Genomic DNA, 23,178 nt, shown 5'->3' on the forward strand with positions numbered 1-23,178 from the left:
ATGGCGGCGCATGGAGAAGTTCGCCCAGGATGTGCAAAATCTTTTGGGGATCAAACTGACGCCGCGTCAGCGCGCAGCGTTTGCTACTTATGAACAGGAATTGCTGGCCTGGAATACCCGTTTCAACCTCACGGCCATTCGTGATCCTGAGGGCATCCGCACCAAACACTTCCTGGATTCTCTCACCTGTATCCTTGCGTGGCGCAACAGCACGCCTCCCCAATCCCTGATTGATATCGGTACCGGTGCCGGGTTTCCCGGCCTTCCCCTTAAGATCCTTCTGCCTCATCTCGAGGTTACCCTGGTGGATTCGGTGGGCAAAAAACTGGCCTTCTGCCGTCACATCGTGGAAGTGCTAAAACTTGAGAAAGTCACCCTGATCCAGGGGCGCGCCGAGGAATTAGGGCAAGATCCCGCCCACCGCGAGCGTTACGATTGGGCTGTGGCTCGTGCGGTGGCCAACATGCCGGTATTGGTAGAATATCTCTTACCGCTGGTGCGAGTCGGTGGGGCGATGCTGGCCCAAAAAGGCGCTAGCGGCCCGGCTGAAACGCAAGGCGCCGAGCGTGCAATCCGCATCCTGGGTGGGCAACTACAACAGATCTTGCCAGTCTATTTACCAGGTGTGGCCGAGGAACGCTACCTAATCGTTATTCGCAAGCAAAGCGCCACCCCACCTAGTTATCCGCGCCGTGTCGGTCTACCGGCAAAGAAGCCTATTCAGTAGGCCCTGTGGGAGTCATGACTTCCGGTTGAGTCTCGCCCAAGGATCGACGCAGCCATCCGGCCATACCTACCGCAAGTAGCAACGCAATTCCCGGGATCACCACCATAAAAAAGCGAAACGCCGCATCAGGGTCAGGACCAGGTTGCTCACCACTCACATAACCGAAGAGCCAAGTCAACAAGACAAAACTCTGGGCATTGAGCAAGCCCGAAAGGCGGGCCAGCACCGAAGCCAGACCGTAGAACATGGCTTCGCGTGGCCGCCCGTGGCGATGCGCGTCCTCATCAATGATTTGTCCGAGGACCACATCGCCCAACACCATACCCCCACTTAATCCCAGCCCAATTACTGCTGCTGTAAGGAGGCTACCCCATAGCGAGCGAACGGCAATCAAGGGTAACAGCGCCAACATCAGCCAAGCCAAGGCGAGTTGCCAGGCACGTGCCGCACGTAAACGGCGGGTGATATAAATCCAGAGCGCCACGCCGGGTATAGCGGTCACGAAAACGGCGCCAAACAAGAGCGAGGTCTGCCCTTCCGCCAAACCCAAGGAATATTTAGCGTAGAACGGCATTCCGGCCATTAGTAGGCCATTGGTTAGGGTCGAAAGCATGTAAATGCCCAAATACAGACGATAGGAGAAATTCTTGAGTAACCCCCAAACATTGTGCAAGAAATTGGGCATGGGTTCGGCAGATGAAGTTTCTCCATCCTCACGAAAATCCAGCAAGAACAACAAGAAGGCCAGGCTACCGATTACCGCCCACACCGCGCCCATACCGGCAAAGCCCCACCGGCTGTACAGCAATGGGCTGAGCGCAATTCCGCCGATCAGCGCTACCTGTCCCAACGCCTTACGAATCGCATTGGCCCGCACCCGTTGCGCCTCGGTGGTGAAGAGACGGGGGAAAAGGGCATTGTAATTAACCCAACTAATGGTTGCCACCGTCTCCGAGAATAGCAAAAAGACCAGGAACCAGATAAAAAGAGTCTGGACATCTGCTTGGCGGGGGGGTGCCCACAGTGCCAGCCAGGCAATCAGATTCAGCGGTAACACCAGCCACAGCCAGGGGCGGCGCCGTCCCCAGCGAGTGCGGGTACGATCCGAAAGATGGGCAAAAATCGGATCATTGAATCCATCCCATACCGAATTAATGGCTCGGGCTATCGCCACCAGGGTAACCGGCAACGCCAGCACATCCGAATAAAAGAAAACCAAATAGGTACCAATGGCGAAGCCGGGCAGGCTGAGCCCGAATTCCCCTAGGGCATAACGCCAGGGGTTGGCTCGAGGCGCTGGAGATAATGGATCGCGGTTCATCAAATCCTCCGCAACGCTTCCCGCACCTGACGATAGGTGAGCAACACAAATTCCCCGATCACCCGACGCACTTCCGGGTCCTGCAGGGCCTCATAATCAGATTTGCGCTTCTCCCAATCCGGCAGGGTTTGGGCCTCAGGAGTGGGGATGGCCGCATGATGGATCAAATGATAAACCCCTGGACCGGCCTGGCACAGGGTTTCAATAAACCATTCCCGCTTTTGGGCTGGCGGAACAGGATAACTATCCAACCAGCGCACTTTGGGCAAAGGCGCACGATCGAGCAAGTTTTCAATCGGCCGGCGCAGCGGCGCCGGTAGATGGACCGCCTCCAAAGACTCGGGGATGAAAGCAGGTAGACGGAATTCAAGCGCCAGTTTCAGGTAGATCTCTGCTATATCAGGACGCAATACCGCGCCCATGTGGGTATCCACATGGGTCACGTCAATGCCCATGGCCAATGCCGCGTGAATTTGGGCCCGTAGTTCAGCCTCAGCCTCCTCAGTCCGAATGTGTAGCCAGGCCTCTTCAACGCTCGGCCAGAAGTGACCGCTCGAATCACGCAGGCTGGAGCCCGACGTAAGCGGACGCAGACGTGGTGCACGCCATTCACTGGTTAGGGTCAGATGAACGCCTAAATCTGCCCAAGCATGCTGGGCCAACTGTGACGCCCAACTAGCTGGTACCATGACCGATCCGGTCGGGAACCCTAGCGCCTCATAGGCTGCATTTTGAGCCTGCAATAGCCCTAAATCGTCGTGATGCAAAATCAGCGCCTTTTTTCCACTTAAACCCAGAAACTCCCAAACTGTCTCGCTCACCACGCACCTCCTAAGGGCACAATAGGTGAAAGATAGCGAATCACCAACGTACTGGTGGTAAGTAGCGTCTCACCTTCCCACACCTCGCCAACCAGATGATAATCGCCGGGAATCAAGGTGCGTAAAAACTGCGCTGCCCGCGCCAACCATTCGCCCTCCCCTGGTGGAGCTTCATAGCCCTCCGCTAGATTGAACAAGCAACGCGCTTCTTGCGCCGCCAGTTTTGCCTGTAGTTCGCCCAACATTCCACTGACCGGCCCTTCCAGCCGCAACCTTACCCACACCTCCAAAGGACGTTCTAGATCATTGATCAGCCAGACCTCATTAATTGGTGGCTGTCCGATTTCGGTCACTTCGCGATAGGGCACCAAAGAGAGCAACACTGGGCTGGAAGCTTCTTTGAGGGCATAGTAACCCGCTTTGGGAGTGCGATCCGCTTCAACCACCGCCCACGTTATCCCGTCCCAGGGTTCCACAAACATAAACTGGAAATACCCGGTGATCTTTCCTTTGGCGCGGCGGTAAGCCTCAATAGCAAAACGCAACAACTGTGCCTGATAGGCCTGCGAATTTGTCACAAACGTCTCCAGGCTGTCGCCCATCTCGACCCCGGCCACACGAAAGGTTTGTTCGGCTTGGAAATTGTGGTACGCCCACACTTCCCAGCGGGGTGGCCAGGCGGCCTCACCCAGCACCCGCCGTAATGTCTCAGCACGCGGCAGGGCTTGTGCCCCAAATTCCGAAGGAAGCGGCGCTGCAGGCAACGCTAGAAAATCGCGCCAATGCCCCCAATACCACCCTGGATAGGTATGCTCACGGAAATCCGAAGCCTCTTTGACCAGGCGGGTTGGATCGCTACCACGCAACGCAGTTGCCACCAATGGCACCGTGGTGTAACGATTATGGGTGGGTTCATTGCTGGCACACCACAGGAAAATGCTAGGGTGGTTGCCCAATACCCAGGTTAAAGCCTCAGCCTGACGCACCACTTCGTGGGCAAAGGCGTCATCCAGAGCATATCCCCATTGCAACGGCATATCCTGCCAAACCAGAAGGCCCTCACGATCACAGACCTCATAAAACGCCGGATGGGTTACATGCGCGTGCACCCGTACCGCATTGAGATGCGCCTCTTTGAGCAGACGCACATCTGCCTCCGCTTGGGCGAGAGAATAGCCTGCCAACCACTGGGTAGGAATAATATTCGTGCCACGCAGGAATAACCGGCGTCCGTTTAAGCATACCCAATCCCCCTCACGCGTTACCGTACGAAAACCAACATGGGTCGAGACTTCTTCTTCCCCTAATCGCACGCTCAACCGATAGAGGTGAGGAAAGCCGCGTTCCCACACCTCCCAGCGTGCCATTTCTGGTAACAGCCAGTAAAAGCGCAAACGTTGTCGGCCTGGAATAAGATCTACTTGGCGCTCACTGCTAAACCCATCAGCCTCAAAATTCTCAGGCCGGAGGGTCAAGGAAACGGCGGCTTGATGTGTCTGGACACTATCACACTCTACTTCAATCTGCAAACGCCATCCACCCGCAATCTGCAGCGGGAAGGCACGTACTCCCAATAACGCCACAGCACTGCTCGTCCAAACGGCTACTCCACCCCATAGCCCGCCTGTGCCACGCTCCTGACCCCGCGGGCCAATGCTGCCGGGTCGGCAATCGTGCTGCCCAAAAACACCCTTGATCTGACGCTTAAAGCGTGGCCACACTTCGTCATAAGGCTCTTTGGGCGCCGCCACCCGCAACCATAAGATATCCCCTGTAACGGGCAAGGAAATGGTCCAGGGCTCAAAATAGCCCTCATGGCGGCCTAGATACGTCTCATCTAACCACGCTTCGGCATAATAATCTGCCCACACACGCACCCAGCGCCGCTGTTGGGCCTCGGCTTGAGGTAGCGTCAACCGATACCACCCCACCTCAGCTTCTAGCCCCTCTAATGTCCACTGATGGGGAAGCCCAACTTCACGCCAGCCTGTGCGAGGGAGTTCGTGCGGTTGCAGCGCAGGATGAGGGATAAAATGAGCACGTTCCATAAACTTCTCTCCTGGGAGTTGCCCTTCAGAAAAAGGACAGGGTTATGAGATAATTTGAGTATAGCCAATCCGAATTTGGCTTGCAACCCGCCAGGCGAGAAGGATTTCACACTTTCTTCACATCTTGGCCTTAAAATCATTGGAGCATGGAAGTGAAGAAGATTTTGGTGGTTGATGATGAACCTCAGATTGTCCGGGTGATCCAGGGCTATTTGGAACGAGCCGGGTTTCAGGTCATTCGGGCCGGAGATGGTGAAGAAGCCCTAAATCTCTTCCGCCGCGAACGCCCTGATTTCGTCATTCTGGACCTCAACTTGCCAGGCATGGACGGGCTGGACGTAGCTCGTGTCATCCGCCGTGAATCGAACGTGCCCATCCTGATGCTCACCGCACGGGTGGAAGAAGTGGATCGCATTACCGGGTTAGAACTAGGGGCGGATGATTACGTAACCAAACCCTTCAGCCCACGGGAAATTGTGGCCCGCGTGCGGGCCATTTTCCGCCGCGCTACTGAAACCCTGACCGAGACCGAGCAGCTACGGATTGGAAAACTTGAGATTGATCTGGCCCAACGCCTCGTTACCGTGGACGGCAAACCGGTTAATCTGACCCCTACCGAGTTTGCGCTGCTGGTAACCCTGGCCCGCCACCCGCGGCGCGTTTTCACCCGCCTGCAATTGCTGGAACACGCTTTAGGCACCGATTACCCGGGTTATGAGCGCACCATAGACGCCCACATCAAAAACCTGCGTGCCAAGATCGAACCCAACCCACGCCGCCCCACCTATATCCAGACTGTCTTCGGTGTGGGTTACAAATTGGAGATCACCGAGGATGCCTAGCCGTTTGTACCTAAAATTAGTGGCAGCCTTCTTAGGGGTGCTACTCCTAGGTGCCGTGCTCACTGTCGTACTAACCCGCCGTGCTACCCGCCTGGCCTTTGGCACCTACACCGAACGCAGCGCACAAGCCTGGGCACAACGGTTAGCACCCGTGCTAGCCGATTATTACCAGCGCACCGGTTCCTGGGAAGGGATTGATATGTTCCTTCACATGGCCGAGATGTGGCCACGGGGACGTATGGGCCAGGGTATGATGGGTAGTGAAAGTGGGCATATGATGCCTCTACAGCCCACCCTGTTAGGGCGCGTTTTGGCCCAACGGCTGGTGCTGGTGGACGCCAGCGGGCGCGTTGTTCTCGATACTCAGGGGCTGTGGGAAGGCCAATCCGCCCCAGCGGAAGCACTGGCGCTTGGCGCACCCATTCGTGTTGGAAACTCCCAAGTCGGCACATTATTGGTCTTACCGGCCGGTGTAACCGGAGCAGCAACCCTTGAAAGCGAATTCTTGAGGGCGGTTAACCGGGCCGTGCTCGGTGCCGTCATCATTGCCAGCGTAGCCGCTTTGATCATCGTGGCCCTCATCGTCTATCGCATCATTGCTCCCCTGCGCCGCCTCCAGCGTGCGGCTCAGGCCATTGCCAAAGGTGATCTTTCTCAGCGCGTCCCGGTCGCCACGCAGGATGAAATCGGCGCTGTTTCACTCGCTTTCAACGAAATGGCCACCAGCCTGGAACGGGCCGAAAAAGCTCGCCGCCAGATGGTGGCCGACGTTGCCCACGAATTGCGCACCCCCCTGGCGGTCTTGCAAGCCAACCTTGAAGCCATGCAAGATGGCGTCCTCCCAATGGACTCAGAACAAATCCGAGTCCTCAATGATCAAGTCCAGTTGCTCAATCGCTTGGTAGCAGACCTGCGCCTGCTTTCGCTGGCCGAGTCCGGGCACCTCACTCTGGAGAAACAACCCACCGAACTCCTTCCCTTGGTCCAGAAAGTAACCGGGCAGTTCGAAGCCGCTGCAGCACAAAAGGCCATTCATCTTGAAATAATCGCACCGGATAACCTCCCTGCATTACCCTTGGACGCGCAACGCATCCAACAGGTGTTCGCCAACCTGCTCGACAATGCCCTGCGCTACACCCCTGAAGGTGGAAACATCCGGATTGAGATCACCCCAGATCCGCATGCGCACAAGGTAACAGTTGCAGTCAACGATACCGGGCCGGGCATCCCGCGTGAAGATTTACCCCACGTATTTGAGCGCTTCTACCGCGCAGATAAATCCCGCGCCCGCAGTAGGGGTGGTTCAGGCCTGGGTTTGGCCATTGTCAAACAATTAGTTCACCTGCATGGGGGTGAGGTCCGCGCCACCAGCCCCATCTACACCGATCCTTCGGGAAAGGGGTACGGCACGCGCCTGGAATTCACACTTCCCATACTACCCCGGACATAAAGCGAAAATCTGGGTTTGCTCATCGGGATTGGGCGTATCTCGAGCACATCATCGGCGTCTAAATATTACGGAAAATGAACTCGCCGAACGAACGGGAATGGTTGCAGGCGGCACAACGCTTTGACCCTGAGGCATTGGCGGCGATCTACGATTATTACAGCCCTCGCCTGTATGCCTATGCCATGCGTTTACTGGGTGACCGCGATGTCGCCGAGGAATGCGTTGCTGAAACCTTCTCGCGCTTTCTGCATGCCCTTCACGCCGGGCACGGGCCTCAGCAGCACCTTCAGGCCTATCTTTACCGCACTGCACACAACTGGATCACCGATCGCTATCGCCGCCAACCACCCCCGACCCTCAACGCCGATAGTATCCACCTGAGTGCCGACGCGCCCAACCCCGAGGCCGACCTGGAAGCTACCTGGATGCGCCAGCGCCTGCGCCGCGCCCTGTGGCAATTGACCCCTGAACAGCGCCAGGTCATCCTGCTACGCTTCGTCGAAGATCTGGATAATGAGATAGTGGCCGCCACTTTGCAAAAACCCGTTGGCGCCGTCAAAGCCTTGCAACACCGTGCCCTGGCCGCTCTACGACGAATTCTGGAGCGAGAGGTAGAAAATGTCCCCAACCCATCTTGAGCCCCAACCTGACCCCAAAGTACGCGCCCATCTAGAGGCATTACGCGCCGTCCCCCCCCGTGATCCTGCGGCCGCGGCGCAAGGCCGGAGGGCTTTTCTGGAACAAGCCCATCAACTGGCCGTATCTGCACGCCCCGAACGGCGTCTGAATTGGTGGAAAGCCTTATGGATAGGCTTGACACATCCCCAAAAGGAGGTTTCACCCATGTTCAGCGCCTTAACGACAATTCTGCTAGTAGTTTCTCTGTTGCTGGGCGGCGGTGGTGTTACCGTAGCTGCAGCCCAGGCTAGTATGCCCGATGACTGGCTCTACCCAGTCAAGACCTGGAGTGAGGATTTGCGCAGTGAAATCACGCGCGATCCACAGACCCGTCTCAACCTTAATCTGGAACTCGCTGAACGGCGCACGGCTGAGATCTCCCAAATGTTGGCGCGCGAGGAAGTACCCCCTGAACCTGTCCTCCAGCGTTTGCAGACCCATCTGCAAACGGCTTTGCAACTAGCCGTGGCCCAGAATGATACGCAGGCGATCCAAGCCCTCGAGCGTATTCGCCAACGCTTGGAAGTTCAATATCAACGCTTGCAGCAACAAGCCAATATCACTAACCCGGTGGCACAGGCCGTGCTCCAGCGCACCCGTGCCATGATCCAAACCCACCTGCAGGCCGTTCAAGAAGGCCTCCAGGACCCACAAACGCTACGCCAACGCCTCCGCCAGGGCATGCCCGAGAGCGTACCCATGCCACCTCGGAATCAACGGCCGGGCGGTAACCCCTGGGCGCAAGACACCCCTACCCCCGGTAGCGGCTACGGACCTGGTCCCGGCCCCGAAGCCACCTGCACCCCCGGCAGTGGGCCGATGATGCCCACTGCCCAGCCGCCACGCCAGGGAAATGGCCCCATGCGTCCCTAATAGCCGCTAAGTCTCCCTAATGATCAGCGCTGCCCCCGCACTTTCTACATGCTGGGGCAGCGTTGGCGTTGAATGCTATAATCCTTACGGGATGTTACGCGCGCGCTATCGTCGCATTTTGCGCTTCTTTGCTGGGGTCATTTTGCACGTCCTGACCTGGGATATCCTCCTCCCTCGTTTCGGGCTGGGAAAATTGGTACGCACGACTCGCCCGCAACGCTTGCGTCGCCTGGCCGCCGCCTTTCGCCAACTGGCGATCCAACTCGGGGGGGTGATGATCAAAGTCGGGCAGTTCCTTTCCACGCGCATTGACATCCTTCCCCCAGAGATCACCGAAGAACTGAGCGGTTTACAAGACGAAGTGGCCCCCGAGCCCTTCGATGCCATTCGCGCCGTTGTGGAAACCGAGTTTGGCGCCCCGCTCGCAACCCGTTTCCTCGTCTTTGAGGAAAGTCCCCTCGCCGCCGCCTCGATTGGACAAGTACACCGTGCTTGGCTCAATCCACCCCATACCACTTCTGACCCTACGCCGCTTGCCGTGGTGGTCAAGGTACAACGCCCTAACATCCCCGCCATCGTAGAGACCGATTTACAGGCCCTGCGCGTTGTGGCGCGCTGGGTCAACCTTTTCCCCCCAGTTCGCCGCCGTGCGGATGTGCCTGCACTGGTGGATGAGTTCAGCCGCATCCTGCGCGAGGAAATTGATTACCTCAGCGAAGCCCGCCACGCCGAAATCTTTGCGGCTAACTTCGCCGGGCACACCGAAGTGCGCATCCCCAAGGTGTATTGGGAGTACACTACCCGACGTGTGCTCACCCTTGAGGATGTGGGAGACATCAAAATCACTGACTACCCAGCCATTGAGGCAGCAGGAATTGAGCGTGCCGAGGTCGCTAAACGCCTGATTACCACCTACCTCAAGCAAATCTTTGAAGATGGTTTCTTCCACGCTGACCCCCATCCTGGCAACCTCTTCGTCCACCCTCTGCCGTCTACCTCCGAGACCGATCAACCGCCTTCTCGTTCCTGGCAACTGGTGTTTGTGGATTTCGGCATGACCGGCACTGTCCCGCCGGACCTGATGGAAGCCCTGCGCGAGGTGCTGGTTGGAATAGCCAGCCGGGACGCAACACGCCTGGTGCAAGCCTACCAGCAGATGGGCATCCTGCTCCCAAATGCCGATCTGCGGTTGATTGAAAAAGCCACTCAGGAGGTCTTTGACCGCTTCTGGGGCAAGACTTTGGCAGAAATCAGTATGAGCCAGGAAGAGGTGCTGAGCCTGCTGGTAGAATTCCGCCAATTACTCTACCAAATGCCTTTCCAGTTACCCCAAAACCTGTTACTTCTTGGACGTTGCCTTTCCATTCTCAACGGGATCTGCCTAGGGCTCGACCCCCAGTTCAATGTGTGGGAGAGCGTCGTGCCCTATGCCGAACGGATGATGCGCGCCGAACAAGAGAGCCTGCTCCGTCCCTTGCTCAAGACCTCAGTGCAGATGTTGCGCACGTTGATCGCTCTGCCGCAACGCGCTGATGCCGTGTTAACCCGCCTGGCCCAAGGGCAACTGGAAGTCAGCGATCCCATCCTGCACGCCCGCTTCGCGCGTCTAGAGCGTTCAGCACGGCAGATCAGTACGGCAGTGGTCTTCACCGCCTTGCTCCTCAGTGCTACCCAATTGGCACTGAACGAACATTACTTTGCGGCAGCGGTGGCCGGTTTGGGTGCCCTGCTCGCCTTGCTACTGACATTGCTCCCGCGCTAGGCCGATTAGGAGCCGAACATCTCTTGCACCATTGGGCGGATCAGATCCCAATTAGGCAGAAGTACATTGGCTCCCCCGCTGGTGGTGAAGGGGGTTACCATTTCCCGTCCCAGCACATGCGTTTCAATCCCATCTGGGCCAGCACGCAGCAGCGCCAGCGCGAGCCGTGGCCACAACCAAGTGGGAACGTTGGTATCCACCACCTGGGTCGCTGCCAGCAGAACGGCCGGGATGCGTGGCCAAGAAGCCGGCTTGAGCATCTGGCGGAAAGCGGCTTTGAGCAAGAGTTGCCCATGGGCCATGCGGAAGAAATCATCACTACCGGTGCGGTTGCGCACAAAAGCCAACGCTTGAGTGCCATCAAGATGATGCTGTCCGGCGTCATAGCCGGCCATGGGCTCGGGCAAGTCCAGCGTGATTCCGCCCATCGCGTCAATGAGAGCCACAAACCCCTCAAAGCGCACCCGAGCGTAAAAAGGCACGTTCAGACCGAAGTTATAGCGCAATGTCTCCTGCAAGGCACGCGGGCCTGTGCCGGGCACTTTGGCTTCCGCAAAAAAATGAGCGGTATTAATGCGATTCTCGCCCTCGCCAGGAATGGTCACCCACAGGTCGCGGGGGATGGAAAGCATCCGCACACGGGGTTGGAGCGGCTCAATCCCCACCAAGATGATTGTATCCGTGCGGGCAACCATACTGCCCTCAGGTGCACGATCCACCCCCATCAGCAAAATGCGCGTTTGGAACGGGGTCAGGAAATAGGCCGCAAACAGCGCGACCAGGGGAATTAGGAGAAGACCGAGACACCCCAGCCGAGGTTGGCGGCGGCGATGCTTAATTGGCACCGGTTGAAAACGTGCCATCGGTTCTGTTAAGCGCGGGCGGGTCTTTTCCGCTTCTAGTCCCCGCCCGGGCACTCGTTGAGTCAGACCAGGATCTTGCCAATGCTCGTCCATAGCAAGGTGCAATTTTACTTCAAAACAGAGCACGCCTCAAACACCGCGTCCCACTCTACCTGGCCGTAATATCCGGCGCTTGGCGGGCGCGGCGCTTGGCAACCTGCCACAGACTGGGCTTCTCCACCGGGAATTGCCGCCTGCATGACCTGCGCTTGCTCGCCTTCTATCTGGATATAGTAAAGGGAGCGACTATCGGGCGACCAACGTGGTGCATCTTGAAACACTTCATCACCGTTCAGGCGACGGTATTCACCGCTTGCCACGTCCAACAGGTATAGCCGCCGCGCCTGAATGGCTGGATTATCCCATCCCATGTAATCCGCGTATATTTCCCCGGTTTGATCAACAGGCACGCCAGCAAAGGCAATCCACTCTCCAGTTGGTGACCAAGCCACTTGTCCGGGAACAATCTCCTCAGGCGGCACCAAGATCGAAACGTTACCATTCTGGACATCATATCGGGCGAGCCACTTGCCCACCAACGCCGAACGGTACCCCCCATTGGTAAAGACCACCGCCTGCCCCTGCGGCGCCCAGGATTGATACGTTAGGTTAACCAACGCAACATCGCTAAGTGCCATCACCTTGCCACTTTGAACATCCAAGCACCATAAGGGAAGACCATCCGCCGCAATCGAGGCACTTAACGGGCCAGACCAGAAGAGCAAATGCCCATTATCCGGTGACCACTGCCCGAGAAAGAATTGTGCAGCCGCATATGGCAACCCCGCCTCTGGCTTTAGCAACAGCATCGGAGCGCGAGGCCCTTCTGCATCCAATATGACTAGCCAGATATCTGCCGCTGCCGCCGTTGGAGGCGCCGCGGCATCGCGTCGTGCTACGGCTAGATGGCTTGAATCCCCTGACCAGCGCACCTCTAACACCCCAGAGCCCGGTCCAAACACCTCCTTGCGGTGCCCCAGCACACTTTCCAGCACCAGGCTACCTGCTGCCCGATCCACCACGGCCACCCACTGTCCATTCGGAGCGGGCCAGCGGTGAATCTCCGCCGAGGACGCTGGCATAAGTGGCACCGGGGACGCAATCCAGGTCGGTGTTGGCAAGGGTGAAGGCACTGTTGCCAAGGCACCAGACGTTAGCAAGGCGGAAGGTGTTGGCGTGGGTGAAGGCATCGGAGCACATCCCACAACCAACAGCCCCAAGGCCAAGATTAGCCGCCACCGATCCACGATCAACCTCCTCTCCTCGCTCAACGCCCTAAGTCTCCACATCCTGGTCTGCGTCCCTAATTTTAATCCTCTTCACTCACTCCATTACCAGCCTGGACTATAATTGGCCTGAAAGGAGGTAGGCTAACAAAGAGCCCAATGATCAAATCCCATTTGCTCGAAACCCTGCTTGCCGACCTTCCGTCGAGCCCCGTGCCAGTGCGCGGGGTTTACGTAGGTGTGCATTGGACGCTGGTATGCTCCCGCCGCTGCGGGCTGGCCGCCACACTGACAGACGCACATGCCCCCCACGGATATCATCGGGTGCGTGACGTGGGGCAACTCCATACCAAGGACGCTCAAGAACTAGCCACCTGGTTACTCTCTGAGAATCCACTGGAAGCCAGTATCGGTCTGGCCGCTTACAATTCTCTCCTGCCGCTGGAAGGGCTGCCGTTTCAAGAGATCAATGCCGCGGAGGTACTTAAACACCACGGTGCCGGGCGGAATGTGGTCATCGTTGGTCATTTCCCCTTTATCAACGATTTGCGCCCCTTGGCACGCAACCTATGGGTGCTCGAACTTCACCCCGCCCCTGGTGACCTACCCGCCACGGCTGCCTCAGAGATCTTGCCCCAGGCAGACGTGGTTGCCATTACTGCCACCACGCTCATTAACCACACAGTGGATGACCTGCTGGCACTGTGCACTCCCCAGGCCTGGCGGATGCTACTTGGTCCAAGCACTCCTTTAACCCCGCGCCTGTTTGAATTCGGTTTTGCTATGCTCTCTGGCGCCTGCGTTGAGGATGAAAACGCCGCCCTACTCACCATTCAGCAGGGGGCAGTCTTCCCCCAGGTGCAAGGGGTGCGTTTGCTCACCCTCGCTCGCGAAAATGTGAATCCGGACCTATACGGTTCTGGGGTAGAATCGAGGACCGGAACACCCTAGCCAAGGACCGTCCCCATGTCAACCCCCATTGTGCTGAGCATTGACCTAGACGGTACGCTCCTAATTGAAGAACGCGAGATCCACCCCGAAGATGCCCTGGCCTTGCGCCGGCCTTTGCCTGTCACCCTGGTGTTTGCCACCGGGCGTTCGCTGGAAAGCGCCCGGCGGGTGCTGGAACGTGCCGGGCTCTACCGGGATGAGCCTTTGCCCTTTCCCTTGGTATTGCAAAACGGCGCTGCCATCTATCGCGCTGGCGAAATCTTGGAAGCGTATTTCCCTATCCCCCTGGAAGCCGAGGCCCGCCTGCACGCGTTAGTGCCACAATTTCCGGATGCGGCTTTCCTGTGGCAGGGATTAGATGGGGCGTACCTAGAAGAGATCACGCCATTCGGCTTGCAGGCCGCCGAGCGTTTTGGCTTCCTCCCCCGTCCATTGAGTGAGGCTCCCTCTGGGCAGGGGTTTGGCAAACTAATGTGCCTCTCCGACCACCCCGAGGTTTTACAGGCCTTCGCTCAGGCTACCCAGAACTTACCGGTGGAGGGGAGTTTCAGTTTGGATGTGATCTATGAAGTCACCCGCCAAGGAGTTAACAAGGGCTTCGGGCTGCGCGCCCTCTTACAACGCCTGGGTTTGCCACACGCCAGGATCGTGGCTGTTGGCGATGGTGACAATGACGTGCCTATGTTTGCCTGTGCCGACCTCGCCATTGCACCGTCAAACGCCTCACCCCGGGCACGGGCACACGCCCATCACATCATTGATCGCCAACCCCATGGTATCTTGACACCTATCTTTGAACTGCTCGACGCCAAACGGTGGTTAGATACCTAGTTCTCACTCCTGCCGAGCCCATTCGCCCGATAATGACCTAGACGGCGGCGCAGAGTCTCCAGGAACTGCGCTGGGGTGCATACGGTTGTCTCAAACCCCAGTTGCATTCCCAGGCGAGTTAACTGCGGTGGCTCAACGTAGGTTTGCGCTAAGACCTCCACCATGCCCAAGATCCTCTCCTTCGGACCGTCTGCCAGCACCTGCCCCTGCCCCATTACTACCACGCGCTCAAAGTTCTCCGCGCAAAAGTCAATATCGTGGGTAATGGTAAGGATGGTTTTACCCCGTTGACGCAGCGCCTCAATCATGTGCTCAATGCGTCGAATGGTGCGCGCATCTTGCCCGGTGGTCGGTTCGTCAAAAATCACAATCGGCGTATCCATGGCGATCACCGAAGCCAGCGCCACCATCTTGCGCCATGAAGGCGAAAGATCATAGGGGTTAATCTCAGCCTTATCCGTTAGTTCGGCCAGGTATAACGCCTCTTCCACCAGTTGGTGGACCCGTTCCGGCGCGTAGCCTAAGTTGCGTGGGCCAAACGCGACCTCCTCGGCAACGGTGCGGCAGAACAGTTGATCATCTGGATTTTGAAAGACATACCCTACTCGCTGGGCCAGACGATGCACCTCCACCTGAGAAGTGTCCCAATCGCCAATTATCACCTGCCCTTGCGTAGGACGCAGCAAGCCGTTGAGGTGCTTGACCAGCGTGGTCTTGCCGGCGCCGTTTTGCCCCACGATCGCCACTCGTTCGCCGGGTTCAATGATCAGGGAAACCCCACGCAAGGCTTTAACCCCGCCGGGATATTCGAAATGCACATTCTCAACGCAAACGCGCATAGTCGGTCTCCTCAATGGCACGAAACCCCGCTGCAGCCTCTTCCAGAGTGACGGGTAAACGCTGGTGTGGCGGCCACAGACCTTCCTCCGCCGCCTGGCGGGCAACCGCCGTATAGCGTGAGATCCCAATGCCGTACTCCGGCAAACGTGGGTCGGTGAGTACCTCTGCCGGTTGACCACTGGCAATGATCTCGCCCTCGGCCAGCGCAATCACCCGGTCAGCGTATTGGGCGATCCATTCCACTTTGTGCTCAGCCATGACAATCGTCACCCCCTGGTGCGCCAGTTGTCGGATGACCTGAAAGACCTCCCGGCTGCCAATCGGATCCAGTTGTGAGGTAGGTTCATCTAGCACCAGCACCTCCGGTTGCATCACCAGGATCGAAGCCAGCGCCACCCGTTGCTGTTGCCCCCCTGAAAGGGCATAAGGCGAACGATCGGCCAGATCCGCAATGCCGGTGAGCGCCATCACCTCTTCGACCCGACGCTTCATCTCCTCGCGTGGGACGCCAATATTTTCCAGACCAAACGCAATTTCCTCGTATACCGTGAATTTTGCCCCCGAAATCTGGTTGAAGGGGTTTTGAAAGACCAGACCGACTTTGAGCACCCAGTCTTCCAGCCGCACATGACGAATATCCTGGCCAGCGACGTACACGTCTCCCTGCAATTCCCCCTTAAAGAAATGCGGGACGAAACCTGCCAAGGTGTAACAGAGCGTGGATTTTCCTGCACCATTCGGCCCAATAATGGCCACAAACTCGCCGGCTTCAACCTCAAGGCTCACCTCACGCAGAGCGGGATGATCCATGGTCGGGTAGGTGTAGGTCAAGTTTTTGATCACGATCACGGCCATAGGTGACTCCCCAGCGCCAGGATAAATGCCAGCAGGCACAACCAACGCAGCGCTCGTTCTAGTGGGCGGTCTTCAATTTCGACCAGGCTGGTCTTCGGACGCGACGAGCGGAACCCTCGCGCTTCAATGGCAATGGCACGCTCTTCCACGTCCACCAACGAACCGAATACCAATGGCCCTACCAAGGGCAACAGCGCCCGAATGCGCCGCCCCAAACTGCCGCTGGTATCCAGCCCGCGCGAACGTTGGGCATCGAGGATGGTAGCAGCCTTTGCCTGCATTTGGGGGATAATTTGGAGGGTAGACGCCAGAATGTAAGCCACTGAGGCCGGTAGCCCCCGTTGGGTCAAATCAAGTAACAGCACCCCGGGATGCGTGGTGAGCAACAAGAGCAGGAACGACGACACCATAACCAACACCCGCGTTGCGGTGAGGAAAGCAAAGCGCACTCCTTCCAACTTAACCGCAAAAATCCAGAACCCAAAGAGCACCGTTTTACCCCCGGGGTAGAACAGACTTTGCATCACGAAGAGAAAGGCAAATAGGGGCAGGAGCAAGTTCAGTGTGGTGCGCAGAAACTCCCGCCCCACTTGCCCCAAAAAACTCAACGGTGCCAGAATCAGCAGAAAGATCAGACTAGGTAGGAACAGGCCGCGCCCCAAAAATGCCACCAGAATCAGGGTAAACGCCACCACCAGTTTAGTGGTCGGGTTTAGGCGGTGGAGCGGGCTGTTCCGTTCCAGGTAAAATGAAAGGCGTTCAACCATGCTTCAGCCATGCACCGAGATAACAAGAAGGGAGACCCCAAAAACTGATCTGGCTAGGCCTTCTTGGGGGTGACGTTTTCAGCCCGCGGGAAGCGCATCAGGTAACGCCGGGAAAGGCCGCGAATGATCGCGTAGGCCAGTAGCGCCGTGGCGATCTTATCCACTGGCTCCACCAGGAAGTTAGTGCTCAACACCGCACTGACCAGATCGCGTCCGGTTTGGAGCAAAAACGCCGTGATGAACGAAGAACCGCTGGCCGTGATCCCGCCATAGAGGTAAACTGCGATCGGGGTCGAGACCAGCGCTGCTGTGATCGCCACCAAGAACCCAGTGATCACCACCCCCCACCAGGTGCGGAACAAACCGAAATGGGCGCACCACCCCGACACAAACCCGATGAACAGCGCCACTGGAAACCAGGGAAACGCATTCGGGTCGATCAGCAACCCCCAAATAATGTTGGAAAGCGTCCCCGTCAGCGCACCGGCCCACGGCCCACAAATGGCTCCTACCAACACCGTACCGATAGAATCCAAGTAAACCGGCAGGCGTAGCAAAACTACGATCTGTCCGATGACCACGTTGATGGCAATTGCAACCGGGATAAGGACCAGAGTCATTGTGTTGAAATCCTTCTTGATCGAATCCACCAGTTTCATCGTGCCCTCCTTAGTTGAAAAAGATGACCTTTACGCCGTAAGGGTACGGCAGAGTTGCGCCATCCGCGCTACAAAAAGATTCAGGAAACGTTCGCTATCTACGGTGAGAGCCACCTCCATATTCGCCGGTTTGGCGATCATGCGGTAAAAGTCAGCAAAGGTCTTCCCCATGCTAACCCCACCGCTAATGTCCACATCTACAAAATGGGACTCTGTGCCTACCAGGTCTGGAGCGAAAGCCAACGCCAGAGCAAGTGGGTCGTTAATGACACAGCCTTCAATCTGCTGATACGCGTCATGAAATTCCATGTAAAATCGCGTAGCCTCAGCGATGAAATGCGCTACCGGGGAATTGAATGACAGCAAATAATTCACATGCTCTGGCTTAAACACCACCTGGTAGGTCACATCCAGCGGCACCAGGGTGATCGGTAGCCCGGAGTGATACACAATGTGGGCGGCGTGTGGATCACAATATACATTAAACTCGGCCAAAGGAGTCGTGTTTCCCTGGTGGCGGATTGCCCCCCCCATGATAATGACACGGCGCAGCCAATTCACCAAGCGCGGTTCGCGCCGCAGTGCCATCGCCAGGTTGGTCAACGGACCTAAAGCTACCAACGTGATCTCTCCCGGTGTAACGCGGGCAGTTTCTATGATCAGGTCCATCCCATGCCGTGGATCCGGTTGACGCTGGGGCTCGGGCAGACGAGCATAGCCCAGGCCCGTATCGCCATGGGTTTCGGGGGCTAGAAGCAGCGGTTGCACCAGCGGGCGCTCCATGCCTCGTGCCACCGGGATATCCGGCGCATGGGCTAAATCAAGTAGCGCCAGGGCGTTGCGCACCCCCTGATCCACAGCACAGTTGCCGAACACCACACTAATCCCCTCAATTTGAACTTCGGGTGAAGCCAAGGCCAGCAAGATCGCTAGGGCATCATCAATCCCCGGATCAGTGTCAATCAGAAGCCGTGTTGGTGAGGACATCCCTATTCTCCCTTAGCAACAAAGAGTTCATCATAGCCGCTTTCAGGGTCAAAACGGCGTTCGAAGCGCACCGAAGGCAAAATACCTAGGGCAATTTCTGCCGTCGTATACACCAGACTGCCTTCCATAAGGTGTCCCCCCAAGGTATAGCCGGTTGAATCTGAAATGGCGATGTGATAATGCGACCCGTGGACAGACAACGTACCGGTCAGGGAAACGATCTCAAACTTACCTGTATAAAGGGTAGGGCCGGGTTGATCGGCCAAACGAAGCACCGCCCGCTGTAAACTGCCCACACAGGTCAGCACCACTGCAGCCTGGATAGCGTTTTCCTGTGCCCAGGTATCTAAGGCTTGCTTAAGATCTTGGCCCGGACGCAACCTTAAGGCGACCACTTGAAGAGGCGTTGTATTCATGTTGAACCTATCTAATCCATCTGGAGGGTAACGCAGGAGAAAACCTCTTATATCATCGTGGTTATAATTATACCAGCGGCACCCGCGCTGCTATAATCTTATTCCACCCAACGGAAATTCCCGCCGAGGACATTCATGAAACTATTGAATCGCTCTGTTTTGCGCACCCTTTCCCCAACCTTGGCGCTCTTCATGTTCGCTATGATTCTGGCCAACATTGCTTCACGTATGGAATCGCCCATGCTCTCACTCTACCTGCGCAACCTGGGCGCCAGCGTAGAGCAGGTGGGGCTTTTCTTCACCATTGGCATGTTTGCCCCGCTGCTTCTGCAAGTCTTCGGCGGTTGGATTTCCGACTCGTTAGGTTATTTGCGCACGATTGCCATTGGCAGCCTCATCGGCTTGATTGGTTCACTTTGGCTACCCTTTGTGCCTTCATGGGAGTGGGCACTAGTAGCCATCATTGCCGCCGCCATCTCCGGCGCGCTGATTTCTCCCACTTTCCGCGCCTTCATCGCCGAGCACACCAGCGAAAACAATCGCGGCAAAGTCTATGGGCTGTTCGATAGCGTCTTCGGGATTGTTAACATTTTGGGGCCATTCCTGGGTGGCTTTTTGGCAGATCGGTTAGGCTTCCGGGGCATGCTGCTGGTAGCCGCAGGGTTCTACGTAGTAGCCACCATTATCCGTATGAGCATGAGTCGCCGCGCCCGTGCCGCCGCCCAAGAAGCGTCTGGTCGTCTCAACTTTGGTCAACTTAAAGCCAACCTGGTGCAGATGATCAGCCTGGCCACTGCCGGCACGCTGATGACTTGGATCCTGGTGTTTGATGGCCTGCAGGATTTCAGTTTTCGCCTGAGCGACCAGTTTTACCCCATCTACCTTAAAGACCTTTATGGCTACACCACCACCCGCGTCGGATCGCTCTACACTATCATGGGCATCGCCGCGGCAGTATTTAATACCGCCGGGGGTTGGATTTCTGACCGTTACGGTGAGCGCTGGGGCTTGGTGGGCGGGCTGGGCATCTTCGCGGTAGCGACGGTGCTCTTCTTGGGTGGGCCGGCCTTCCCCCTCCAGGCCTTGGTATGGGGCATGTTCGGCCTGGGACAAGCCCTATATGCCCCCGCCTTCAATGCTTTGATTTCCAAGGTTGCTCCGCGTCACCTGCGCGGACTGGCGTTTGGGCTACTTTCAACCACGTTAGGACTTTTCTCCCTTCCCGCGCCTTACCTGGGCGGCTTGATGTGGGAAAACTGGAGTCCCTATTGGCCGTTTCTCATCAATGCGGTTATGTTAGTGATTACCCTGCCGATTATCTGGATCACCGTACGCCCACAGTACATCCAGCAAGAACAGAGCCGCGCCGCCGCCTTACTCAAAGAACACGCCTAAGCGGCTAAAGACGATCAACGAGAACTTTCTTTCTAACCCCGGGCGGGGCATGACATTTTGCACCCCACAAGGGGATAAAACACACTACACCCTGAGCGGGGGGACACCTAAAATAAGGATGGCTTTATTGCAAATGATTTGCATTAAGGACGAGATAATGGATTGGGTAACGCAAGTAACTGAACGTCTACGCGCGACCGGGGGGCGGATGACCGCCCAACGGCGCCTGATTCTGGAAACCCTCGCCCAATGCACCGATCATCCCACCGCTGAAGAGATATACCAGCGTGCCCGCCAACGGGCCCCAGACCTTAATCTCTCGACGGTGTACCGCACCCTGCGCTGGCTGGAGGAACTGGGCGTGGTGGGTTCGCAGCGTTTTGAAGGCGAGCGTCCACAAGACCGCTTTGATCCGGCCATCTCGGCCAACCCCGATCATCATCATTTTCGCTGTCGCCTGTGCAACGCCATCATCGAATTCCCGGCGCCACTTTTGGATTTGCTCAAACGCGATTTCATTGCTCAGTACGGTGGCACCATTGAAAGCGCGTCGTTAACCTTTTATGGGTTGTGTCAATCCTGCTTACAAAAGGTAGAAGCCTATGGCCCATTGTCATTCAACCCCGATGCCATCCTCAACCACCCACGCTGACCCCCCGCGCATTTTACTGGTTGGCAACCCCAATGTTGGAAAATCGGTGCTTTTTCATCGGCTAACCGGGCAATATGTGACTGTCTCCAATTACCCTGGCACCACTGTAGAGGTTGCTCAGGGCAGTCTGCGCCATCGTCCGCATTGGTTAGTGATAGATACACCAGGAATCGTTACCTTCCCGGCCCGCAGCGAAGACGAAGAAGTAACCGTGCGTGCTCTACTCGATGACCATGTCGGAGCCGTTATCCAGGTAGGAGATGCAAAAAACCTGCAGCGCACTCTACACCTAACCTTACAACTAGCCGAACTCGGGTTACCCCTGGTGCTGGTGCTCAATATGCTGGATGAAGCCCAGGCCATCGGGGTTGAGCTAAACCTGGAGCCGCTCCGCCGCACCCTGGGTATCCCGGTAGTTACCACGATAGCCACGCGCGATCAGGGGGTGGATGAATTGCTCCACGCCCTGGAACGGGTTCAACCGGCCCTCTTTCACCCTACCTATCCCCCAGAGATTGAAGAAGGCGTGCAAGCCATTCTACCCCTTCTCCCTCCGGCTACTATCTCCGCTCGGGGCTTGGCCTTGCTCTTCCTGAGTGGGGAAGCCAGCGTTGCCACCTGGTTACGTTCTCATTTGGATCCCGATACCTTCCAACGCCTGGAATACATCCGCCAGGACCTCCAAGCTCGCCTCGCAGAGCCCGTAGCCAGCGTGCTCCAACGCGCGCGCGAAAACGTCATCCGGGGGTGGTTTAACCAGGTCTGGCGCCAAGAACAACACCAACGCGAACCGCTTAATGTGCGCCTGGGACACTTAGCCACCCATCCCTTATGGGGCATTCCTATCCTGGCGCTGGTACTCTATGGACTTTACTGGTTCGTGGGCGTTTTTGGGGCCGGCACTTTGGTGGGATTCCTCGAAGGAACCCTCTTTGGCCAAATCATCAACCCCTGGGTAGCGAGCCACCTGGAACGTTGGATTCCTTGGCCGTTTGTCCAACAAATGCTTGTCGGTGATTACGGCTTATGGACCATGGGTGCGACATACGCTTTGGCCCTGCTTTTACCGATTGTGGTTACCTTCTTTATTGCCTTTGGTATTCTCGAGGATTCAGGGTATCTGCCGCGTCTTGCGGTATTGACCAACCAGTTCTTTAGCCGCATCGGCCTAAACGGTCAGGCAGTGCTCCCCATGGTGCTTGGGCTGGGTTGCGTCACTATGGCAACGATAACCACACGTATCCTTAGCCGCCCCCGTGAGCGCATCTTGGTGACCTTCCTGCTCGCCTTGGCCATCCCCTGTTCAGCCCAATTGGGGGTTGTGATGGGGATGTTGGCAGGCATTTCATTCGGCGCCACCCTGATCTGGGCCGGCGTCGTGGTGGTGGTCTTGCTCATTGTGGGCTGGCTGGCCGCGCGGGTTTTACCCGGCGAACGCGCCCCTCTAATTGTAGAACTTCCACCCCTGCGCTGGCCGGTGCTCTCGAATGTACTGATCAAAACCCTGGCGCGCCTGGAATGGTACATCAAAGAAGCCGTGCCCTTATTCTTGCTAGGCACTTTCCTACTCTTCATGCTAGATTGGTTCCATCTTTTGCCCACGATCATCCGCCTTGCCGAACCGGTGGTCACTCACTGGTTGGGTCTCCCACCTGAAGCAGCCGCTGCCTTCCTGGTGGGGTTCCTGCGCCGTGATTTTGCCGCCACAAACCTCTTCGTCATGGAGTCCCGCGGCTTACTTTCCTCTGTTCAGGTAGTGGTTGCCATGGTAACCATTACCCTCTTCGTGCCCTGTATTGCCAGTGTGTTCATGATGATTAAGGAGCGCGGACTTAAGACCGCGCTGGGCATGCTGGCTTTCATTTTCCCCTTTGCGTTATTCGTGGGCGGCGTATTATACCGCCTGCTCACTCTAGTAGGTTGGCATGGCTAGATCGCCTACCCTACCCCTGACCGAGGAAACCTGGCTCACCTGCCCGGTTTGCGGCACACGCTTCCAGGCTGGAAAACACCCTGCCTGTGCACAGTGCCCTCTCCACGCCGGGTGTCAGATGGCATGTTGCCCAAATTGCGGCACCAGCGTGATTAACCCCCAGGCCTCCCGCTGGGCGCGCTGGGCCGAGCGCCTGCTTAAGCGTTCGCCGACTCCCCCCAAGGATACAACCCCGTGAAAAG

Annotated in this window: 23 protein-coding genes; 12 read left to right on the forward strand and 11 right to left on the reverse strand. The window is 57.1% G+C overall.

The annotated features are described in order from the left end of the window. Positions 1–10: 10 nt before the first annotated feature. Positions 11–727 carry a 16S rRNA (guanine(527)-N(7))-methyltransferase RsmG gene (gene rsmG, locus Q0721_RS03845; RefSeq protein ID WP_299025575.1) on the forward strand — a complete coding sequence of 239 codons (717 nt, stop codon included), beginning with the start codon at positions 11–13 and terminating at the stop codon, positions 725–727. Here rsmG and Q0721_RS03850 read toward each other — a convergent pair. Genes Q0721_RS03850 through Q0721_RS03860 form a run of 3 tightly spaced genes read right to left on the reverse strand, consistent with a single transcriptional unit; the run spans position 717 to position 4,917 of the window. Next, positions 717–2,048 carry an MFS transporter gene (locus Q0721_RS03850; protein ID WP_299025577.1) on the reverse strand — a complete coding sequence of 444 codons (1,332 nt, stop codon included), beginning with the start codon at positions 2,046–2,048 and terminating at the stop codon, positions 717–719. The two genes, rsmG and Q0721_RS03850, sit on opposite strands and share 11 nt — an antisense overlap. Further along, positions 2,048–2,869, reverse strand: coding sequence for a ChbG/HpnK family deacetylase (locus tag Q0721_RS03855; RefSeq protein ID WP_299025581.1), 822 nt, complete (start codon positions 2,867–2,869; stop codon positions 2,048–2,050). The genes Q0721_RS03850 and Q0721_RS03855 overlap by 1 nt, the downstream gene beginning before the upstream one ends. Continuing rightward, complete coding sequence (locus Q0721_RS03860; protein WP_299025584.1) at positions 2,866–4,917, reverse strand: glycoside hydrolase family 2 TIM barrel-domain containing protein; 2,052 nt, start codon at positions 4,915–4,917, stop codon at positions 2,866–2,868. The genes Q0721_RS03855 and Q0721_RS03860 overlap by 4 nt, the downstream gene beginning before the upstream one ends. A 146-nt stretch (positions 4,918–5,063) precedes the next feature. On the opposite strand from Q0721_RS03860, the gene Q0721_RS03865 reads away from it, so the two are divergent. From Q0721_RS03865 to Q0721_RS03885, 5 genes are all read left to right on the forward strand, one after another. Next, the gene (locus tag Q0721_RS03865) at positions 5,064–5,759 is read left to right on the forward strand and encodes a response regulator transcription factor (RefSeq protein WP_366519169.1); all 696 of its coding nucleotides are present in this window, start codon (positions 5,064–5,066) and stop codon (positions 5,757–5,759) included. After that, entirely contained in the window at positions 5,752–7,209 is a 1,458-nt protein-coding gene (locus Q0721_RS03870; protein ID WP_299025590.1) for an ATP-binding protein, read from the forward strand. Before Q0721_RS03865 ends, Q0721_RS03870 begins: the two co-directional genes overlap by 8 nt. Before the next feature lie 74 nt (positions 7,210–7,283). Beyond that, positions 7,284–7,847 (forward strand): sigma-70 family RNA polymerase sigma factor, encoded by a 564-nt coding sequence (locus Q0721_RS03875; RefSeq protein WP_299025593.1) that lies wholly within the window; start codon positions 7,284–7,286, stop codon positions 7,845–7,847. Beyond that, on the forward strand, positions 7,828–8,760 hold the full coding sequence (locus Q0721_RS03880; protein ID WP_299025596.1) for a DUF5667 domain-containing protein: 933 nt from the start codon (positions 7,828–7,830) through the stop codon (positions 8,758–8,760). The genes Q0721_RS03875 and Q0721_RS03880 overlap by 20 nt, the downstream gene beginning before the upstream one ends. A gap of 91 nt (positions 8,761–8,851) precedes the next feature. Further along, complete coding sequence (locus tag Q0721_RS03885; protein WP_299025599.1) at positions 8,852–10,522, forward strand: AarF/ABC1/UbiB kinase family protein; 1,671 nt, start codon at positions 8,852–8,854, stop codon at positions 10,520–10,522. Between the two features lie 5 nt (positions 10,523–10,527). Here the strand turns inward: Q0721_RS03885 and Q0721_RS03890 are convergent, their stop codons facing one another. Together Q0721_RS03890 and Q0721_RS03895 are read right to left on the reverse strand one after the other, a co-directional pair. After that, positions 10,528–11,511 (reverse strand): LCP family protein, encoded by a 984-nt coding sequence (locus Q0721_RS03890; protein ID WP_299025600.1) that lies wholly within the window; start codon positions 11,509–11,511, stop codon positions 10,528–10,530. Then, a complete protein-coding gene (locus Q0721_RS03895; protein WP_299025603.1) occupies positions 11,493–12,671 on the reverse strand; it encodes a hypothetical protein in 1,179 nt (392 codons plus the stop codon). The genes Q0721_RS03890 and Q0721_RS03895 overlap by 19 nt, the downstream gene beginning before the upstream one ends. A gap of 138 nt (positions 12,672–12,809) precedes the next feature. On the opposite strand from Q0721_RS03895, the gene Q0721_RS03900 reads away from it, so the two are divergent. Together Q0721_RS03900 and Q0721_RS03905 are read left to right on the forward strand one after the other, a co-directional pair. After that, a complete protein-coding gene (locus Q0721_RS03900) occupies positions 12,810–13,601 on the forward strand; it encodes a DUF364 domain-containing protein (RefSeq protein ID WP_299025608.1) in 792 nt (263 codons plus the stop codon). A gap of 15 nt (positions 13,602–13,616) precedes the next feature. Continuing rightward, complete coding sequence (locus tag Q0721_RS03905; protein WP_299025611.1) at positions 13,617–14,432, forward strand: HAD family hydrolase; 816 nt, start codon at positions 13,617–13,619, stop codon at positions 14,430–14,432. On the opposite strand, the gene Q0721_RS03910 is transcribed toward Q0721_RS03905, so the two are convergent. From Q0721_RS03910 to Q0721_RS03935, 6 genes are read right to left on the reverse strand one after another with little or no spacing between them, the layout of a single operon-like run. Then, on the reverse strand, positions 14,429–15,271 hold the full coding sequence (locus Q0721_RS03910; protein WP_299025616.1) for an ABC transporter ATP-binding protein: 843 nt from the start codon (positions 15,269–15,271) through the stop codon (positions 14,429–14,431). The two genes, Q0721_RS03905 and Q0721_RS03910, sit on opposite strands and share 4 nt — an antisense overlap. Next, a complete protein-coding gene (locus tag Q0721_RS03915; protein ID WP_299025619.1) occupies positions 15,255–16,127 on the reverse strand; it encodes an ABC transporter ATP-binding protein in 873 nt (290 codons plus the stop codon). The genes Q0721_RS03910 and Q0721_RS03915 overlap by 17 nt, the downstream gene beginning before the upstream one ends. Then, on the reverse strand, positions 16,118–16,894 hold the full coding sequence (locus Q0721_RS03920) for an energy-coupling factor transporter transmembrane component T (RefSeq protein ID WP_299025622.1): 777 nt from the start codon (positions 16,892–16,894) through the stop codon (positions 16,118–16,120). The genes Q0721_RS03915 and Q0721_RS03920 overlap by 10 nt, the downstream gene beginning before the upstream one ends. A 53-nt stretch (positions 16,895–16,947) precedes the next feature. Next, positions 16,948–17,553, reverse strand: a complete 606-nt coding sequence (locus Q0721_RS03925) for a hypothetical protein (protein WP_299025625.1) — start codon at positions 17,551–17,553, stop codon at positions 16,948–16,950. A gap of 30 nt (positions 17,554–17,583) precedes the next feature. Then, entirely contained in the window at positions 17,584–18,540 is a 957-nt protein-coding gene (locus tag Q0721_RS03930; RefSeq protein ID WP_299025628.1) for a nucleoside hydrolase, read from the reverse strand. A gap of 2 nt (positions 18,541–18,542) precedes the next feature. Further along, on the reverse strand, positions 18,543–18,956 hold the full coding sequence (locus Q0721_RS03935; protein WP_299025631.1) for a PPC domain-containing DNA-binding protein: 414 nt from the start codon (positions 18,954–18,956) through the stop codon (positions 18,543–18,545). 135 nt (positions 18,957–19,091) lie between these two features. Here Q0721_RS03935 and Q0721_RS03940 point away from each other — a divergent pair, with 135 nt between their 5' ends. The 4 genes from Q0721_RS03940 to Q0721_RS03955 all read left to right on the forward strand — a co-directional run bounded on the left by Q0721_RS03940 (position 19,092) and on the right by Q0721_RS03955 (position 23,174). Continuing rightward, on the forward strand, positions 19,092–20,351 hold the full coding sequence (locus tag Q0721_RS03940; protein WP_299025633.1) for an MFS transporter: 1,260 nt from the start codon (positions 19,092–19,094) through the stop codon (positions 20,349–20,351). A 157-nt stretch (positions 20,352–20,508) separates the two neighbouring features. Continuing rightward, a complete protein-coding gene (locus tag Q0721_RS03945; protein WP_299025635.1) occupies positions 20,509–21,003 on the forward strand; it encodes a Fur family transcriptional regulator in 495 nt (164 codons plus the stop codon). Next, a complete protein-coding gene (gene feoB / locus Q0721_RS03950; RefSeq protein WP_299025637.1) occupies positions 20,954–22,936 on the forward strand; it encodes a ferrous iron transport protein B in 1,983 nt (660 codons plus the stop codon). Before Q0721_RS03945 ends, feoB begins: the two co-directional genes overlap by 50 nt. Continuing rightward, a complete protein-coding gene (locus Q0721_RS03955) occupies positions 22,929–23,174 on the forward strand; it encodes a hypothetical protein (protein ID WP_299025638.1) in 246 nt (81 codons plus the stop codon). Before feoB ends, Q0721_RS03955 begins: the two co-directional genes overlap by 8 nt. Positions 23,175–23,178 lie beyond the last annotated feature (4 nt).

It is taken from the genome of uncultured Thermanaerothrix sp. (assembly GCF_938028735.1).
Lineage (GTDB): Bacteria > Chloroflexota > Anaerolineae > Anaerolineales > Anaerolineaceae > Thermanaerothrix.

Bases quoted from the DNA above. Each gene is read 5' to 3' on its own strand.
- Q0721_RS03875 (WP_299025593.1), top strand. From the start codon at position 7,284: ATGAACTCGCCGAACGAACGGGAATGGTTGCAGGCGGCACAACGCTTT.
- Q0721_RS03930 (WP_299025628.1), bottom strand. From the start codon at position 18,540: ATGTCCTCACCAACACGGCTTCTGATTGACACTGATCCGGGGATTGAT.
- Q0721_RS03915 (WP_299025619.1), bottom strand. From the start codon at position 16,127: ATGGCCGTGATCGTGATCAAAAACTTGACCTACACCTACCCGACCATG.
- Q0721_RS03920 (WP_299025622.1), bottom strand. From the start codon at position 16,894: ATGGTTGAACGCCTTTCATTTTACCTGGAACGGAACAGCCCGCTCCAC.
- rsmG (WP_299025575.1), top strand. From the start codon at position 11: ATGGAGAAGTTCGCCCAGGATGTGCAAAATCTTTTGGGGATCAAACTG.
- Q0721_RS03940 (WP_299025633.1), top strand. From the start codon at position 19,092: ATGAAACTATTGAATCGCTCTGTTTTGCGCACCCTTTCCCCAACCTTG.
- Q0721_RS03935 (WP_299025631.1), bottom strand. From the start codon at position 18,956: ATGAATACAACGCCTCTTCAAGTGGTCGCCTTAAGGTTGCGTCCGGGC.
- Q0721_RS03860 (WP_299025584.1), bottom strand. From the start codon at position 4,917: ATGGAACGTGCTCATTTTATCCCTCATCCTGCGCTGCAACCGCACGAA.
- Q0721_RS03900 (WP_299025608.1), top strand. From the start codon at position 12,810: ATGATCAAATCCCATTTGCTCGAAACCCTGCTTGCCGACCTTCCGTCG.
- feoB (WP_299025637.1), top strand. From the start codon at position 20,954: ATGGCCCATTGTCATTCAACCCCGATGCCATCCTCAACCACCCACGCT.
- Q0721_RS03910 (WP_299025616.1), bottom strand. From the start codon at position 15,271: ATGCGCGTTTGCGTTGAGAATGTGCATTTCGAATATCCCGGCGGGGTT.
- Q0721_RS03945 (WP_299025635.1), top strand. From the start codon at position 20,509: ATGGATTGGGTAACGCAAGTAACTGAACGTCTACGCGCGACCGGGGGG.
- Q0721_RS03905 (WP_299025611.1), top strand. From the start codon at position 13,617: ATGTCAACCCCCATTGTGCTGAGCATTGACCTAGACGGTACGCTCCTA.
- Q0721_RS03865 (WP_366519169.1), top strand. From the start codon at position 5,064: ATGGAAGTGAAGAAGATTTTGGTGGTTGATGATGAACCTCAGATTGTC.
- Q0721_RS03955 (WP_299025638.1), top strand. From the start codon at position 22,929: ATGGCTAGATCGCCTACCCTACCCCTGACCGAGGAAACCTGGCTCACC.
- Q0721_RS03925 (WP_299025625.1), bottom strand. From the start codon at position 17,553: ATGAAACTGGTGGATTCGATCAAGAAGGATTTCAACACAATGACTCTG.
- Q0721_RS03885 (WP_299025599.1), top strand. From the start codon at position 8,852: ATGTTACGCGCGCGCTATCGTCGCATTTTGCGCTTCTTTGCTGGGGTC.
- Q0721_RS03880 (WP_299025596.1), top strand. From the start codon at position 7,828: ATGTCCCCAACCCATCTTGAGCCCCAACCTGACCCCAAAGTACGCGCC.
- Q0721_RS03850 (WP_299025577.1), bottom strand. From the start codon at position 2,048: ATGAACCGCGATCCATTATCTCCAGCGCCTCGAGCCAACCCCTGGCGT.
- Q0721_RS03870 (WP_299025590.1), top strand. From the start codon at position 5,752: ATGCCTAGCCGTTTGTACCTAAAATTAGTGGCAGCCTTCTTAGGGGTG.